This is a genomic window from Methylorubrum rhodinum (assembly GCF_014199935.1).
Classification (GTDB): Bacteria; Pseudomonadota; Alphaproteobacteria; order Rhizobiales; family Beijerinckiaceae; genus Methylobacterium; species Methylobacterium rhodinum.
The window spans coordinates 460947-476819 of the sequence record NZ_JACHOP010000001.1 but is presented as its reverse complement, the minus strand read 5'-3'; the positions used below and the strand labels follow the sequence as shown (position 1 = coordinate 476819).

Sequence of the window (15873 nt, the reverse complement as noted above, 5' to 3'; positions counted from 1 at the left end):
CGTCAGGCGGCGGGGGCGGCCGGCTGGCTCGCCATGTAGGCGGGAAACCAGCCCTCGTGCGCGGCCTTCAGTTCGGCCACGGATATGGTCTCCTCGCCCGGCAGTGCCAAGCTGTCGCCGCCGACGATACCGATCGTGGCGGCATCGATCCCCTGCGCCGAGGCGCTGTAGAGGAGGTCGGCCGCGGCTTCCGCCGGCACGGCGATGAGGTAGCGGCCCTGGTCCTCGCCGAACAGGTAGGCGTGGGCGGGCAGCGCGCCGTCCGGCACGGCGGGGAGCGTCGCACCGATCCCGCCGGCCATCGCCATCTCGGCGAGCGCCACGGCGAGGCCGCCGTCGGAAAGGTCGTGGACGGTGTCGGCGATGCCCGACACGATCAGGCTGCGCACGAAGTCGCCGGCCCTGCGCTCGGCGGCGAGGTCGACGGGCGGGGGGGCGCCCTCCTCGCGGCCAGCGATTTCGGAGAGATACAGCGACTGGCCGAGCCAGCCTTCCGTGCGGCCGATCAGGACCAGCACGTCGCCCTCGCGCTTGAGCGAGAGCGTGGCGTGGCGCTCGACGTCGTCGAGGACACCGACGCCGCCGATGGTCGGGGTCGGCAGGATGCCGACGCCATTGGTCTCGTTGTAGAGCGAGACGTTGCCGGAGACGACGGGGAAGTCGAGGGCGAGGCAGGCCTCGCCGATGCCCTTGAGGCAGCCGACGAGCTGGCCCATCACCTCGGGTTTCTCGGGGTTTCCGAAGTTGAGGTTGTCGGTGATGGCGAGCGGGCGCCCGCCCACCGCGGTGATGTTGCGCCACGCCTCGGCCACCGCCTGACGCCCGCCCTCGACCGGATCGGCCTCGCAGTAGCGCGGCGTCACGTCGGTGGCGATGGCGAGGCCCTTCGGGCCGTCCTCGATGCGCACGATCGCCGCGTCGCCACCCGGCTTCTGCACGGTGTTGCCGAGGATGAAGTGGTCGTACTGCTCGTAGACCCAGCGCTTGGAGGCCAGTTCCGGGGAGCCGATCAGGCGCTTCAGCGCCTCGGCGTTCGAGATCGGCGCGGCGACATCGGCGGCGGCGATCACCGGCTGGTGGGTGTTGGCGATGTGGGGGCGGTCGTAGAGCGGGGCCTCGTCGCCGAGTTCCTTGATCGGCAGGTCGGCCACCGTCTCGCCGTGGTGCTTGATGACGAAGCGGAGCGTATCGGTGGTGTGGCCGATGATCGCGAAGTCCAGGCCCCACTTCACGAAGATGGCCTGCGCCTCGGCCTCCATACCGGGCTTGAGCACCATGAGCATGCGCTCCTGGCTCTCCGACAGCATCATCTCGTAGGGGCTCATGCCCTCTTCGCGGGTCGGCACCTTTTCCAGATGCAGCTCGACGCCGAGGTCGCCCTTGGCGCCCATCTCGACCGCCGAGCAGGTCAGCCCCGCCGCGCCCATGTCCTGGATCGCGATGACGGCGCCCGACGCCATCAGCTCCAGGCAGGCCTCCAGCAGCAGCTTCTCGGCGAAGGGATCGCCGACCTGCACGGTCGGGCGCTTCGCCTCGCTCGCATCGTCGAATTCGGCGGACGCCATGGTGGCGCCGTGGATGCCGTCTCGCCCGGTTTTGGAGCCGAGATAGACGATCGGATTCCCGACGCCGGTGGCCGCCGCGTAGAAGATCGCGTCGGTGCGGGCGAGGCCGACCGCCATGGCGTTGACGAGGATGTTGCCATCGTAGCGCCGATGGAAGCCGACGAGACCGCCGACGGTCGGCACGCCGAAGGAATTTCCGTAGCCGCCCACGCCCGCGACGACACCCGAGACGAGATGGCGGGTGCGCGGATGGTCCGGCGAGCCGAAGCGCAACGCGTTGAGCGCCGCGATGGGGCGCGCGCCCATGGTGAACACGTCGCGCAGGATGCCGCCGACCCCGGTGGCCGCGCCCTGGTACGGCTCGATGAAGCTCGGGTGGTTGTGGCTCTCCATCTTGAAGACGCAGGCCAGCCCGTCGCCGATATCGATCACGCCCGCGTTCTCGCCGGGGCCCTGGATCACGTGAGGGCCCGAGGTCGGCAGCCCGCGCAGATGCTTGCGCGAGGACTTGTAGGAGCAGTGCTCGTTCCACATCGCCGAGACGATGCCGAGTTCGGTCAGCGTCGGCTCGCGGCCGACCAGCGCGCGGAAGCGTTCGTATTCGTCCGGCGTCAGGCCATGCTGACGCACGAGCTCGGGAGTGATCGGAACGTCGTTGCGAAACATCCGCAGACCTTGCTCGAAACCGTCGTCGCGCGAGACCCTAAATCTGTCCCGCCGCCCCCGCGACCTACCCCAGAAGGAGGCTGGTGCGACGCGGGCTCCGCTCTAGAGCGGAACGGGGGCCGCTGCCAACACCCAACGGCATCGCAATAGGATCGCGCGCGATCCGGTCTGCGCTTTTCCTCACGTTTCGCTGAATGAGGAACCTCAGATGCGGGCGGGGCCTGCCGCGAGACGGGCGACCGCGGCGTGGACCGGCTCGGGCCCGGCGACGAAGGCGGCATAGTCGAAGGCGGCGGGCGCCCGGCTCGACATCAGAAGCTGGAAATGCATGCGGAACAGGTTCCAGCGCCGCCGGGCGACGAGGGCCGGCTCGATCAGGTCCTCGATCGAGACGCGCAGCACCGCGATGCGTCCCGGCGGCGGCGCGGGCAGGCCCGACGCGCTGAGCGGATCGCGCAGGTGGATCGACAGCCAGTCCCATTTGGCGCGCACGTCGAGCCAACCGATCCGGGTCTCGGCGCCGATCCGGGCGAGCGCCGCCCGCGTCCGCTCGGCTCGTGCGTCGAGGGTGATCCAGGGGATCACGCTGCCGATGGTGACGAGCGTCACCGGCGTGCCGCGCCCGCCGTAGCCGGGGTCCAGCGCCAGGACGCGATCGAGGGCCTCCAGCGCGAGGAAGCTCGATGAGGAATGGCCGATCACCACGATCTCGGAGGCCTCGCCTTCCGCGGCGCGGATGCGCTCGGCCCAGGGGTCGAGGCGCTGCCGCATCGCGGGCTCGCGGCCCGAGGCGTGGTCGTGGGTGAAGGCGGTGTCGTCGACGAGATGGGCGACGTAGAGCGGCTTGCCCCGCGTCACGCGCATGACGAGGCCGAGGATCGCATAGGCGAGGGGCGGCACGAGAAAAGCGGCGGCGAGGGTGGGGAGCGGTGCGATCGACACCATCGCGGCGGCCAGCGCGAGGCTCAGCACGACGAAGGCGAGGTAGAGCAGATGGACGCCGAGGATGACGCGGTGGAAGCGCCGCGCCTCGCGCCGAAACGCCTTGAGATAGCCGCTGCGCCACAGCCGCCACCACAGCACCGGCACCGCGGCGAGCCGCCGCAGGTTGGTGCGGGGGAAGCGGGCGCGCACGATGTCGTCCCAGCGCAGCAGGCTGTAGCGGACCCGGGTCGTCGCGCCGTCGATCTCGCTCGTCACGTCCCAGTCGAGGCTGATGCCATCGCCGGAACGAACGGGCTCGCTCACCGCCATGCAGATGCCGCGGCGCTCGGCGGTGATGCGGCTCTCGCGGCGAAACAGCCCCCAATAGGTCTCGGGCTCGCGCGGGTCGAAGCCCGGCAGGTAGAAGACCTGCCGCACCGGCTCGGAAGGGTCGGGGCGGGAGATGGCGGGCGGCCTTTCTTTTTTCGAATTGCGGCCGGCGGCCTGTCCCTTGGCCTACACGATGGCGAGCGGGCGGCGCGAGAGCAAAAGGGCAACGCCTCGGGCTTCAAACCCAAGGCCGTCATTCCGGGACCGCGGAGCGGAACCCAGAATCCATCCGTGATGCGACGCTGAACACGGCGTCGCGGCCAGTCGTGGATTCCGGGTTCGCTTCGCGCCCCGGAATGACGGCGGTGGGTGAAGGAATGCCGCGTCACCCCACCTCCAGCCACTCCCTGAGCTTGGTCCAGCGGCGACGCACGGTGCCGTCCTGCACCGCCATGCGGATCGCCCGCGGCTGGCCGACCAGCACGACGAGGCGGCGCCCGCGGGTGAGCCCGGTGTAGAGCAGGTTGCGCGCCAGCATGGTGCGGTGCTGCGTCACCAGCGGAATTACGACAGCCGGATATTCCGAGCCCTGCGCCTTGTGGATCGTGGTGGCGAAGGCCGGGACGAGAGTATCGAGCTCCGTGAAGGGGTAGACCACGGCGCGCCCGTCGAAATCGACGCTCAGCGCTTCCTCCGCCATGTCGATGGCGGCGACGGTGCCGAGATCGCCGTTGAACACGTCGCGGTCGTAGTCGTTGCGGGTCTCCATCACCCGGTCGCCGGGGGCGAAGCGCCAGCCGAAGCGCTCGACCTGGACGGGCGGATCGGGGTTCAGCACTGCCTGGAGCCGGTGGTTGACGTTGCGGCTCCCCATCGTGCCGCGGATCATCGGGGTCAGCACCTGGATGTCGCGCGCCGGATCGAGGCCGAAGCGGCGGGGGATGCGGCGGGCCACCAGTTCGACCAGGGTGTCGAGGCCGGCCTCGGGCTCCTCGATTGCGACGATGTGGAAGTCGCTCGGCTCGCCCCGCGGCGGCGCCTCGGGCAGGCGGCCGGTGTTGACCCGGTGGGCGCTGGTGACGATCCGGCTCTCGGCGGCCTGCCGAAAGATCTCGGTGAGGCGCGCCACCGGCACGCGACCCGACGCGATCACATCGGCGAGCACTTGGCCGGGTCCAACCGAAGGGAGCTGATCGACGTCGCCGACGAGGATCAGCGCGGCGCGCTCGGGCACCGCCTTGAGCAGGGCGTGCATCAGCGGCACGTCGACCATGGAGGTCTCGTCGATGACGACGAGGTCGGCCTCGAGGGGGTTCGCGTCGTCGCGCTGGAAGCCGCCGTTGCGGGGGTTGATCTCCAAGAGGCGGTGGATGGTGCGGGCCTCGATGCCCGTCTGCTCGGCCATGCGCTTGGCGGCGCGGCCGGTCGGGGCGGCGAGCAGCACCCGCACGCCCTTGGCCGTCAGGATGCGCAGGATCGCGTCGAGGGTGCTGGTCTTGCCGACGCCGGGGCCGCCGGTCAGCACGCAGAGTTTTTTTGACAGTGCGAGGCCTACGGCTTCGGCCTGGGAGGCGGAGAGCGCCTTGCCGGTCTTCGCCTCGACCCAGGGACGGGCAAGGCCGAAATCAATCTCCGGCCAGGGCGGTGAGCCGGCGGCGCGGTCGAGGAGGCGGGCCGCCATCGCCCGCTCGGCCCTGTGCAGGCCCTTCAGGAACAGGCACGGCTCGCCGGCGAGCGTGTCGGCCACGACCTCGCGGCCCTCGCGGAGAGCCAAAGCGGCGGCACAGCGCACGAGATCGGGGGCGACTTCGAGCAGTTCGGCGGCCGAGCGCACCAGCGCCTCGACGGGCAGCCCGCAATGGCCCTCGTCCATCGCCTTCTGGAGCGCGTAGGATACGCCGGCGGCGAGCCGCTGCGGCGCCTCGCGGGCGAGGCCGAGGCGAAGGGCGATCGCATCCGCCGTCTTGAAGCCGATGCCGCGAATGTCGCGGGCCAGCCGGTACGGGTCCTCGGCCATGACCTTCAGCGAATCCTGGCCGTAGGTGCGAAAGATGCGGGTCGCCCGCGCGGTGCCTACGCCGTGGGCGTGCAGGAAGATCATGATCTCCCGCACCGCCCGCTGCTCGGCCCAGCCCTTCACGATGCGGGCGGCGCGCTTGGCGCCGATGCCCTCGACCTCGGTCAGCCGTCCGGGCTCGGCCTCGATGATCTCGAACACGGCCTCGCCGAAGGCCGCGACGATGCGCTTGGCCATGAGCGGACCGATGCCGCGCATCTGGCCCGAGGCGAGGTAGCGCTCGATGCCCTCGATGCCGGTCGGCGGGGTGACCTGCAGCGTCTCGGCGCGGAACTGGAGCCCGTGCTCGCGATCGGTGGTCCAGCGGCCGGACGCCGTCATCCACTCGCCCGCGGCGATGGCGGGCGCGTGGCCCACCACCGGCACGAGGTCGCGCTTGCCGCGGGCATGGACCTTGAGCACGCAGAAGCCGGTCTCGGCGCTGTGGAAGGTCACCCGCTCGACCGAACCCGCCAGCACATCCATGGACTCGATCCGTCATGGTTTCGAAAGGACAAGTCCTTTCGCGGGTCCAGGGCAGGGCCCTGGCCGGCGGAGCCATCATGGGGCTCTGCCCCAAACCCCGCCAAAGGGATGATCTCTTTGGGAACCCCGGACTTACGCGGCTCGTCCGCGGGCGGGCTTCTTGGCCGGTGGCCAGCCCAGGGCACGGAGACGGGCCTTCGCGTAGTCGCGCACCTCCTCGCGGGTGCCGTTCGGCATGGCGTTGAGGATGGTCTGCGTGCGCTCGTCCAGCATCAGGTCGGTGACGGCGTTGATCGATCCGGCCTCGTCGATCAGGCGCTTCAGGTCGGCCTCCTGCTCGGTCACCTCGTCGAAGGCGGGGGGCGCGTCGTAATCCTCGTCCACCGCGCGGATCGGCACGCCGTGGTTCTGGCGGAACTCGTCGGCCTCCTCCTCGGAATAGACGAGGCCGTGCAACTCGATCAGCTTGAGGATGACCCGGTCCTTCGCCCGCTTCTCGGCCATGGCGTAGACGTAGGCCGCCTGCCGGCCCGAGACGCGGTAGTTCACGTTCACCAGCGCCTCGCCGATCGACCACTCGATCCGCTCCTCGCCGGCCTTCTCACCGGGCATGCGGCCGGTCACGAGGATCACCGCCTCGTCGCGCTCCGAGCGGATCAGCGTCGGCGGGTCGAAGCGGATGCGGGTGTGGGCGGCGATGCGCTCCAGCGTCTTGTGGTAGATCACGGCCGTGCCCTGCACGCGCCAGACATTGCCCGCGAAGGGCTCGCCGTAGCGCACGAGGATGTCGGCGATCTGCTTGTCTGCGGTTCTCATGGTTGTGTCCCTGAGGCCCGTGAGGGAGTACGCTGCGGCCGCGCTTGTTCGTGTTTTGTTCTGTTGATGATTTATATGTGGATAAGTGTGGACATCGCAACGCGTCCGCCTGCGGCGGCCGGTCGCTGGGTGCTGTGGATAAGGCTGTTGAGAGGATACCTCAGCCGGGCCCCGATCCACGGCCGGCGGCGTCGCTCAGGAACTCGCGGATCGCGTCGGTGAACCGCTCGCCATAGGCCTCGCGCTTGCGCTCCCCCACCCCGTGGATCGAGCGCAAAGCCCAGAGGTCGACGGGCTTGCCGCGCGCCATCTCGATCAGCGTCCGGTCGGGAAACACCATGAAGGCGGCGATGCCCTCCGCCCGGGCGATGGCGGCGCGCAGGCCCCGCAGGTGCTGGAACAGCGCCTCGTCGGCCTCGTTCAGCCCGTCCGCGGCGTCCTCGCTCCGGGTGGTGCGGCGGCTGCGCGGCTCGGCCTTCTTCGGCTCCGGGTCGGGGCGCACCTGAACGGTCTCGCGGCCGAACAGGATCGCCTCGCCCTTCTCGGTCATGACGAGGCCGCCATAGCCGTCGGTGTTCTCGGCGACCGCCCCCGCGGCGAAGAGCTGACGCAGCAGTGCGCGCCACGCCGCCACCGGCTTGTCGGCGCCGACCCCGAAGGTTTTCAGCGCCGTGTGGCCGTTGCGGCGGATCGGCTCGCTCTCCTTGCCGTGCACCACATCGCAGACGTAAGCGGCGCCGAAGCGCTGCCCGGTGCGCACGATCGCCGACAGGAGCTTCTGCGCCGAGACGGTGCCGTCGATGAGCGAGACGCCGCCGCGGCAGAGGTCGCACCGCCCGCACGGTTCGCTCGCCTCGCCGAAATAGCCGAGCAGCGACTGGCGGCGACACACCGCGCCCTCGCACAGGGCGATCATCGCCTCGAGCTTGCGCCGCTCGACCCGGCGGCGCTCGTCGGGAATCTCCTTCTCGTCGATCTGGCGGCGACGCAAAGCCATGTCGTCGAGGCCGTAGAGGGTGAGCGTGTCGGAGGGCAGGCCGTCGCGGCCGGCGCGGCCGATCTCCTGATAATAGCCCTCGATGTTGGTCGGCATGTCGGCGTGGCAGACGTAGCGCACGTCCGGCTTGTTGATGCCCATGCCGAAGGCGATGGTGGCGGTCATCACCACCCCGTCCTCCTGCAGGAACGTGTCCTGGTTGCGCGCCCGCGTGCCCTGGTCGAGGCCGGCATGGTAGGGCAGGGCGCTGAAGCCGTCGGCCTTCAGCGTATCGGCCAGCTGCTCCACGCGCTTGCGCGACGAGCAGTAGATGATGCCGCTCTCCGAGCGCCGGTTCTTCAGGAACCGCTCCAGCTGCCGCGTCGGGTTGTCCTTCGGCTGGAAGGTCAGGCGGATGTTCGGCCGGTCGAACGAGTGCACGAAGGTCTTCGGCGGGCGCCCGGCGGGAAACAGCCGCTCGGCGATCTCGGCGCGGGTGGCGGCATCCGCCGTGGCGGTGAGCGCCAGCGTCTGCACGTTGCCGAGCGCCTCGCGGGCCCGCGCAATCTCGCGGTATTCGGGCCGGAAGTCGTGGCCCCATTGCGAGACGCAGTGGGCCTCGTCCACCGCCAGCCGGCACACGCCCGCGCTCTGCAACGCCTCCATGCAGCCGTCCATCAGCAGCCGCTCGGGCGAGACGAACAGCAGCCGCAGCTCGCGCGAGCGGATCTTGCGCCACGTCTCGCGCGAGGCCGTCTCGGCCACGGTGGAGTTGAGGGTCGCGGCCTCGATGCCGAAGGCATGCATCTGCTGCACCTGATCGTGCATCAGCGCGATCAGCGGCGAGACCACCACGGTCAGCCCGTCATCGACCAGCGCGGGCAGCTGATAGGTCATCGACTTGCCCGAGCCCGTCGGCATCACGGCGAACACGTCCTGCCCGTCGAGCACGGCGCCGATCACCTCGTCCTGCCCGGGCCGGAAATCGTCGTAGCCGAAGGTTTTTTGAAGCGCGGCACGGGCCTCGGCGAGGCGAGCGGACATGGGGTCTCGGAGGGCTTGGAGGATCGGGAGAGCGCCCGCTCATCGCGGCCGGGCGGCAGGCAGCCTTATCGCAGATGCCCGATGCTCGCGCGAGCCGATGCGCCGCAGGGGCCCGCGGCCGTCATGAGTCGCCCAAAAGAATCCGCCCGTCAGCGACGCGCACGAGGTCGGCCCGGCCTTCCAGCTCGCAGAACAGCGCCGGGTCGGCGCCCGTCATCCAGACCTGGCTCTCCAGCGCTTCCAGCGCATCGAACAATCCGCCGCGGCGGCGCGGATCGAGATGGGCGGCCACCTCGTCGAGGAGGATGAGGGGCGAGAGACCGCTCATGGCGCGCACGAGGCGGGCATGCGCCAGGACGAGGCCGATCAGCAGCGCCTTCTGCTCGCCGGTGGAGGCGGTCGCCGCCGGCACGTCCTTGGGGCCGTGGCGCACCACAAGGTCGGTGGTCTGCGGGCCGATGAGCGTGCGGCCCGCGGCGCGGTCGCGATGGCGACCCTGCATCAGCGCCCGGCGGAACCGGTCCTCGGCCTCCAGCGCCGGCCAGACCGCGACGAGGTCGTCGAGGTCGCCCTCCAGCCGCACCGAGGCCCAGGGGAAGGGCGCGGCGTCGTCCCGCGTCTGCGCGATCAGCCGGTCGAGGCGCTCCACGGTCTCGCGGCGGGCGAGCGCCACGGCGACGCCGAGTTCGGCGGCCTCGCGCTCCACCGCGTCGAGCCAGCGGGTATCGTCCGGGCGCTCGTCGAGCAGGCGGTTGCGCGAGCGCAGCGCCCGCTCCATCGCCGAGACGCGGGCGCCGTGGCTGGCATCGACCGCGAGCACCAGCCGGTCGAGGAAGCGCCGGCGGTCACCGGCGGGACCGCGGAACAGCCCGTCGAGATCGGGGGTGAGCCAGACGACCCGCAGGAATTCCGAGAAGGCGACGGGCGAGGGCGCCGCCGCCCCGTCGATGCGGCAGACTCGCGTGCCGCGCGCTTCGTAGACCGGCGGCTCGTAGCCGGTGCCGAGCCGATGCTCCGCCTCGCCGCCGTCGAGCGTCACCGACACCGCGAAGCCGCCGGGGCCGGTGACCCGCGCCATGGTGGCGAGATCGGCCCGGCGCAGGCCCCGGCCGGGGCAGAACAGCGACACCGCCTCCAGCACGTTGGTCTTGCCCGCCCCGTTCTCGCCGACGAGCGCCACGAAGCGGCGCGTAGTCGAGAGATCGAGATCGATATGGTTGCGGAAGTCGCGGGCGATCAGGCGGGTGAGGCGCGTCGCCGGGGGGGCTGGTTCATTCATACGGCAGGAGGCCGGACCGATCCCGGGCGGAGTGGATGACGCGATCGATCAGGACGTCTTCGTCGCTGACGCGGTGGAGGATCAAGTAGGAGTGGAACACGAGGATGCGGACGTCGGCCGCGATCTCCGGTGCCGGCCGTCCCTGGTACGGGGTGCGTGACAAGGATCGGCATCGCTCGCGGAACTCGGCGACGAAGCTCACGGCGCGCTTCGGGTCGTCGCCCGCGATGAAGTCGCCGATGTCCCTCAGGTCCGCCCGCGCCCGTCGCGAGATGACGACGGGTCTCACGAGCCGGCCGTCTCCTTCACCTCGTAGCGCGCGGCGAGCGCATCGAGCACATCCTCGACCGGCTCATAGTCGCCGCTTTCGACACCCTCGGCCCAAGCCGTGCGCAACTCGGCAAGCCGCGCCTCGCGCTCGCGGAGGAGGCGGATACCCTCGACAACGGCCTCGTCGGTCGAGGCATAGCGCCCGGCCGCGACGAGATCATCGACGAAGGCCGCGTGTTCCGGCGTGAGTACGACGGGTTTGGACATGGGCTCCCTCGCACCGGCCAATCTAGCCGGTCGATCCGACCGAGGCGAGGGACCTTGTCGCCTCACACCCGCATCGGCATCAGCACATAAAGCGCGGGCGCCCCCTCGCGGTCCTGGATCAGGGTCGGCGAGCCCGGATCGGCGAGCTTGAACAGGGCGGTGTCGCCCTGGAGCTGAGCGGTGATGTCGAGGAGGTAGCGGGCGTTGAAGCCGATATCGAGGGCGCTCGATTCGTAGTCGGCGTCGAGTTCCTCGGTCGCCGAGCCGGCATCCGGGTTGGTCACCGAGAGCGCGAGGCGCCCCTCCGTCACCGAGAGCTTCACGGCGCGCCCGCGCTCGGACGAGATGGTCGAGACGCGATCGACCGCGCGAGCGAAGACGTCGCGCTCCACCGTCAGGCGCTTGTCGTTGCCGGTGGGGATGACGCGCTGGTAGTCCGGGAAGGTGCCGTCGATCAGCTTCGAGATCAGGGTCACGCCCCCCGCGAAGGTGAGGCGGATCTTGGCCGGCGAGATCTCGACCGCGACGTTCTCGCCGCCGTCGTCCACGAGCTTCTGAATCTCGGCCACGGCTTTGCGCGGCACGATGATGCCCGGCATGCCGCGGCTGCCCTCGGGCGCCGCGGTCTCGACGCGGGCGAGCCGATGCCCGTCGGTGGCCACCGCCCGGAGCTTGGCCTCGCCCTCGACCTCGATCGCGTGGAGATAGATGCCGTTGAGGTAGTAGCGCGTCTCCTCCGTCGAGATCGCGAACTGGGTCTTTTCGATCAGCAGCTTCAGCTCGGAAGCCGGAATCGAGAAGGAATGCGGCAGCTCGCCCGCGGCGAGATCGGGGAAGTCGCCCTCGGGCAGCGCGCCGAGCGCGAAGCGCGAGCGGCCGGAGCGGATCGTCATCTGCCCGGTCTCGCCGGAGGTCTCGAGTGAAACCTGCGCGCCGTCGGGGAGCTTGCGGACGATGTCGTAGATGACGTGGGCCGGCACCGTGGTGGCGCCCGCGTCCAGCACGTCGGCCGGCACGGTCTCGGTCACCTCGATGTCGAGGTCGGTCGCCTTGAGCTGCAGGCCGTTCTCGGACGTGCGCAGGAGGACGTTGGAGAGGATCGGGATGGTGTTGCGCCGCTCCACCACCCGGTGCACGTGGCCGAGCGATCTGAGGAGGGCCGCGCGCTCGACAGTGACTCTCATCGACAAACCCGTGATCTCTCGCAACGAAGCCCGCCCGCCAGCGGCCCGGCCCTGAGCCATGAGCGGGAAGGGGCCGCACAGCTTGGCGAAGCGACCCCGCGAAGGCAAGGGCGCGGAAAAGACTGTCCCGCTTTCGCGCGCCTCGAAGCTCGATGAGTGCGCGGGCGGCGCATCATCGTCTTCGATAACCCTCGGTCGTCATTCCAGGGCGCCGGAGGCGAACCCGGAATCCACGACCGGCCGCGACGCATCACGCAGCCGCGCATCACGGGTGGATCCCGGGTTCCGCTGCGCGGCCCCGGGATGACGGTGGGGAAGTTTAGAAGCGGTTCGAGGCCGTCCGCCGCGCCCTCAGTCCTGAAGCATCCGCTTCAACAGCTCGACCTCATCGCCGAGCACCGCGTCCTCGCCGATCTGCTTCTCGATCTTGCGCACGGCGTGCAGCACCGTCGTATGGTCGCGCCCGCCGAAGCGGCGGCCGATCTCGGGGAGCGAGCGCAGCGTCAGCACCTTCGAGAGGTACATGGCGATCTGACGCGGCTTGACGACCGCCGCGGTGCGGCGCTCGGACAGGATGTCGGACCGCGAGACGTTGTAGCGCGAGGCCACCAGCTTCTGGATGTCCTCGATCTTCACGCGCTTCGGCTCGCGGTTCTTCACGAGGTCGCGGATCGCCGATTCCGCGGTCTCGACCGTCACCGGGGCGCCGGTGAGCGTGGCGTGCGCGAGCAGCCGGTTGACCGCGCCTTCGAGATCGCGGCCGTTGGCCGTGATCGCGCGGGCCACGTAGGCCGAGACCTGGGGCGAGACCTCGAAGTTGGGGTGGCTCTGACGGACCGCCGCGAGGCGGGCCGAGAGGATCGAGGTGCGAAGGCCCTCGTCGAGGTTGCCGATCTCGACCACGAGGCCGCCCGCCAGCCGCGAGCGCACCCGCTCGTCGAGGGTCTCCAATTCCGTCGGCGGACGGTCGGAAGCGACGACCACTTGGCGGCCGGAATCGATCAGGGCGTTGAGGGTGTGGCCGAACTCGGTCTGGATCGACTTGCCCTGGATGAACTGCACGTCGTCGAGGATCAGCAGGTCGATCGCCCGCAGCTTCTCCTTGAAGGCCAACGCGCTCTGGGTCTTCAGGGCGTTGACGAAGCCGTACATGAAACGGTCGGCGGTCAGATAGATGACCCGCCGGCCCGCCTCGCGGGCGGCGTGGCCGGCCGCGTGCAGCAGGTGCGTCTTGCCCAGGCCCACGCCGGCATGGACGTAGAGCGGGTTGTAGAGCGCGCCCTCGCCGTCGTTGCGGGCGATGCGCTCGGCCGCCGCGTGAGCGAGCGCGTTGGAGCGGCCGACGACGAAGCTCGCGAAGGTGAGGCGCGCGTCGAGCGGCGCGCCGTTGAGATCGACGCCCGCGTCGCCGCGGGGCACCGCGATCTCGGTCTCGACCATCGGGCCGGGGCCCTGGAGCGCCGCTTGGGTCGCGGTGGCGTGGAGGCGGGTCAACGGGCCGCTGGTCGGGCTCGGCTTGCCCGCGCTCGGGGCCGGGCGGGCGGGGGCGGAGGCGCCGCGCACACCGACCTCGATGCGGCCGATATTCTCGGCCTCGGCCCGGAACGTCGTGAGCACCCGGTCGATGTAGTGCGATTCGATCCAGCTCTTGAGGAAGCGGGTCGGCACGGTCAGCCGCGCGACGCCGCCCGAAACTTCCTCCAGTTCGAGCCGGGCGAACCAGCTCGCGAACACGTCCTCGCCGAGTTCGGCCCGCAGCCGCCGCTTCACCCGCCCCCAGGCGGCGGAGACGTCGACGCCGCCCCGCCCATCGCCGCCATTCCCGCCGTCCGCCGTGCTGCCGTCGAGGTGCATCGAAACTCTCCTCGCAGCCGCCCGGCGGACCGGGCGGCTGCGTACGCAGAACAAAACGAGAGGAACCACCCGAGTCGGGGTGGCACCCGATGAACTCCGCGGCGTGTCAAGAGGCAGGCCGGCGGTTGTCGCTCAAGAACGCTGTGTATCAACAATCCTCTATCGTTCTCCTAACAGCGGGACGATCGGGGACAACTTCTTCGCCAGCACGGCGTCGTGATCCGGCGCCCTGCGAGTCGAAAGCGTGAGGGCATCTTGGGGAAGACTCGCGCGCCAGCGGTGCTCACCTTGTGGGATGCCCCCGCCGGCAAGGTCTTGTTAATCTACACGTCTAACCGCGACCCCGCGAGTCGATAACGATTCGAACGTGGTTAACGGATACTTGCCACTGTCGACGCCTGCCGACGCAAGGGGCAATCCGGGACAAGTGCGCGACTCCTGTGGAGAACAGACGGAGTCCGGTGCACGGTCGCGGGCGGACGCGATTGGGTGGCGCGGGGTTCTGGGCATGAAAAAAGCCCGGCACAGGGCCGGGCTCGGGTCGTCCGTATTGATGTGGTCCGGCTCGCGTCGAGCCGGGCCGGGGCCTCAGGCAGCGATGGCCTTCACGCGGGCGGCGAGGCGCGAGACCTTGCGCGAGGCATTGTTCTTATGAACGATGCCGTGCTGGGCGGCGCGCATGATCTCCGGCTCGGCGGCGCGCAACGCGGCCAGCGCGTTGGTCTGGTCGCCGGAGGCAATGGCCTCCTCGACCTTGCGGACGAAGGTGCGCATGCGGGAGCGGCGCGAGCGGTTGATCGCCGTGCGCTTGGCGATCTTGCGGGTCATTTTCTTGGCCGACACGGTGTTGGCCATGGGGCATCCTCGTCTGGTCGCGGCGGCAACGACCCGAGCCGGGTTCTTCCCCGTGTCGGTCAGCGCAGCCTGAATGATTGGCAATGGCGAAGCGCCCGGTCACCGATAGCGGCCGGCCGCGGAGCGCGTCCTATAGCGATGCCCCGGTTTTCCGTCAACAATTCGTCCCACGGCCATCGCTTCACACGATGGCCGTCGGCTTCCTCCCCCCTCGGACGCCGGCGGCCGCATCCGCGGCACGGGTCCCGTTTAGCCGGACGCCTCTGCAACGCCGCCGCCGCGCGAGACGCCGTTCGCGCCCAGCCCCAAGCACAGCCGTCCTTCGAGCGGCGGCTCCGGCGGGCGACCCGGTCATCGGGCCCGAGCGATTCCTCGCCCCGAACCGCAGCAGGAGCGTTGCCAAGCGCGATCCGATCCGCTAATGCCGCGTCCGGTTCGGTGACGGCACCGCCCGCCGAACCCGCGCTGCGGTAGCTCAGTGGTAGAGCACCTCATTGGTAATGAGGAGGTCGAGAGTTCAATCCTCTCTCGCAGCACCATCTAACTCATTGACCCTCAGTAAAATCGTTGCGCCGCAAGCGCTTTCGCCCATTCTGGCGTCACAATTCGTGTCACAAACGAAGGGTTCGATGGCTGGTGCCGTGCACCACCTGACCCAACGCGACGACGCGTTCGATGCGCGGATCGTCGTGCCCACCGACCTCCGGCCCATCATCGGGAAGACCGAACTCCGCGTTGCGCTTTGGATCGAACCGGAAGCTTGCCGAGCACACCCTTCACGCCGCCGTCGCCGAGATGCACGGCGGTCGGCTCGCCCATAGCCACTTCTCCGAAGAACTGTCTCTTGATGAGCGCCAGCGTTCCGCCGAAGTGACGGGCGTGACGTTCCAGGTCGAACGCCAGCTTCACGACGTCGGCGACGCGCCGTTCACCCCAGGCCCCGCGCTGCCGCAGCCATCGCTTGGTTGGTCGGAGGCGCCTCGACGCGACGCCGATCTCACGATGTTTCGCTCCGGTCACCAGGCAACCAGGGCGGCCGGGAGAACCTCCGCAAGACGGAGCCTACAAACAAGCTGAGGGAGCAGTTGCGACCCCCTTGTTCGGCTGGCTCGAAAGCCGCTGATCCGGCAGCCTTGAGCATCGCAATTCACATGCCTGTCATCATCCGCTGGTTAAGCGGTGTTTGGATGATACAAAGTTCCGAATTATGAACGACACGGCGCAGTCGTGCGTCGGAGATCGTGCGCATTATAAACAATTTTACCTGGGAATTTGCGAGATCTACAGAAGCTAAATCAATC

The 15873-nt window shown here is 69.6% G+C and carries 12 protein-coding genes and 1 tRNA gene; 1 reads left to right on the top strand and 12 read right to left on the bottom strand.

Annotated elements, in window-relative coordinates; translation table 11 throughout:
* Positions 1-2 precede the first annotated feature (2 nt).
* From purL to rpsT, 11 genes are all read right to left on the bottom strand, one after another.
* Positions 3-2231, bottom strand: a complete 2229-nt coding sequence (gene purL / locus HNR00_RS02135) for a phosphoribosylformylglycinamidine synthase subunit PurL (protein WP_183564071.1) — start codon at positions 2229-2231, stop codon at positions 3-5.
* A gap of 204 nt (positions 2232-2435) precedes the next feature.
* Positions 2436-3593, bottom strand: coding sequence for a hydrolase (locus tag HNR00_RS02130; protein ID WP_183564068.1), 1158 nt, complete (start codon positions 3591-3593; stop codon positions 2436-2438).
* A 277-nt stretch (positions 3594-3870) separates the two neighbouring features.
* On the bottom strand, positions 3871-6027 hold the full coding sequence (gene recD2 / locus HNR00_RS02125) for an SF1B family DNA helicase RecD2 (RefSeq protein ID WP_183564064.1): 2157 nt from the start codon (positions 6025-6027) through the stop codon (positions 3871-3873).
* Between the two features lie 132 nt (positions 6028-6159).
* Positions 6160-6843 (bottom strand): trna delta -isopentenylpyrophosphate transferase, encoded by a 684-nt coding sequence (locus HNR00_RS02120; RefSeq protein WP_183564061.1) that lies wholly within the window; start codon positions 6841-6843, stop codon positions 6160-6162.
* 160 nt (positions 6844-7003) lie between these two features.
* Positions 7004-8863: a DNA helicase RecQ gene (gene recQ / locus HNR00_RS02115; protein ID WP_183564056.1), complete on the bottom strand. Its 1860-nt coding sequence runs from the start codon at positions 8861-8863 to the stop codon at positions 7004-7006.
* Positions 8864-8984: 121 nt separating this feature from the next.
* The gene (gene recF, locus HNR00_RS02110) at positions 8985-10142 is read right to left on the bottom strand and encodes a DNA replication/repair protein RecF (protein WP_183564054.1); all 1158 of its coding nucleotides are present in this window, start codon (positions 10140-10142) and stop codon (positions 8985-8987) included.
* Positions 10135-10431 (bottom strand): type II toxin-antitoxin system RelE/ParE family toxin, encoded by a 297-nt coding sequence (locus tag HNR00_RS02105; RefSeq protein WP_183564051.1) that lies wholly within the window; start codon positions 10429-10431, stop codon positions 10135-10137. Before HNR00_RS02105 ends, recF begins: the two co-directional genes overlap by 8 nt.
* The gene (locus HNR00_RS02100) at positions 10428-10679 is read right to left on the bottom strand and encodes a type II toxin-antitoxin system ParD family antitoxin (RefSeq protein WP_183564048.1); all 252 of its coding nucleotides are present in this window, start codon (positions 10677-10679) and stop codon (positions 10428-10430) included. Before HNR00_RS02100 ends, HNR00_RS02105 begins: the two co-directional genes overlap by 4 nt.
* Positions 10680-10741: 62 nt before the next feature.
* Positions 10742-11863, bottom strand: a complete 1122-nt coding sequence (dnaN, locus tag HNR00_RS02095; RefSeq protein WP_183564045.1) for a DNA polymerase III subunit beta — start codon at positions 11861-11863, stop codon at positions 10742-10744.
* 351 nt (positions 11864-12214) lie between these two features.
* Positions 12215-13717, bottom strand: a complete 1503-nt coding sequence (dnaA, locus tag HNR00_RS02090) for a chromosomal replication initiator protein DnaA (protein WP_183564042.1) — start codon at positions 13715-13717, stop codon at positions 12215-12217.
* Positions 13718-14305: 588 nt separating this feature from the next.
* Complete coding sequence (gene rpsT / locus HNR00_RS02085) at positions 14306-14572, bottom strand: 30S ribosomal protein S20 (protein ID WP_183564039.1); 267 nt, start codon at positions 14570-14572, stop codon at positions 14306-14308.
* A 464-nt stretch (positions 14573-15036) separates the two neighbouring features.
* Here rpsT and HNR00_RS02080 point away from each other — a divergent pair.
* Positions 15037-15111 (top strand) — tRNA-Thr (locus HNR00_RS02080).
* A gap of 172 nt (positions 15112-15283) precedes the next feature.
* On the opposite strand, the gene HNR00_RS02075 is transcribed toward HNR00_RS02080, so the two are convergent.
* Positions 15284-15481, bottom strand: a complete 198-nt coding sequence (locus tag HNR00_RS02075; RefSeq protein ID WP_183564036.1) for a hypothetical protein — start codon at positions 15479-15481, stop codon at positions 15284-15286.
* Positions 15482-15873 lie beyond the last annotated feature (392 nt).

What these genes read in the sequence shown, in the direction of transcription:
- purL (WP_183564071.1), bottom strand. Translation starts at nt 2,231, where the DNA reads ATGTTTCGCAACGACGTTCCGATCACTCCCGAGCTCGTGCGTCAGCAT.
- recD2 (WP_183564064.1), bottom strand. Translation starts at nt 6,027, where the DNA reads ATGGATGTGCTGGCGGGTTCGGTCGAGCGGGTGACCTTCCACAGCGCC.
- HNR00_RS02120 (WP_183564061.1), bottom strand. Translation starts at nt 6,843, where the DNA reads ATGAGAACCGCAGACAAGCAGATCGCCGACATCCTCGTGCGCTACGGC.
- recQ (WP_183564056.1), bottom strand. Translation starts at nt 8,863, where the DNA reads ATGTCCGCTCGCCTCGCCGAGGCCCGTGCCGCGCTTCAAAAAACCTTC.
- recF (WP_183564054.1), bottom strand. Translation starts at nt 10,142, where the DNA reads ATGAATGAACCAGCCCCCCCGGCGACGCGCCTCACCCGCCTGATCGCC.
- HNR00_RS02100 (WP_183564048.1), bottom strand. Translation starts at nt 10,679, where the DNA reads ATGTCCAAACCCGTCGTACTCACGCCGGAACACGCGGCCTTCGTCGAT.
- dnaN (WP_183564045.1), bottom strand. Translation starts at nt 11,863, where the DNA reads ATGAGAGTCACTGTCGAGCGCGCGGCCCTCCTCAGATCGCTCGGCCAC.
- dnaA (WP_183564042.1), bottom strand. Translation starts at nt 13,717, where the DNA reads ATGCACCTCGACGGCAGCACGGCGGACGGCGGGAATGGCGGCGATGGG.
- rpsT (WP_183564039.1), bottom strand. Translation starts at nt 14,572, where the DNA reads ATGGCCAACACCGTGTCGGCCAAGAAAATGACCCGCAAGATCGCCAAG.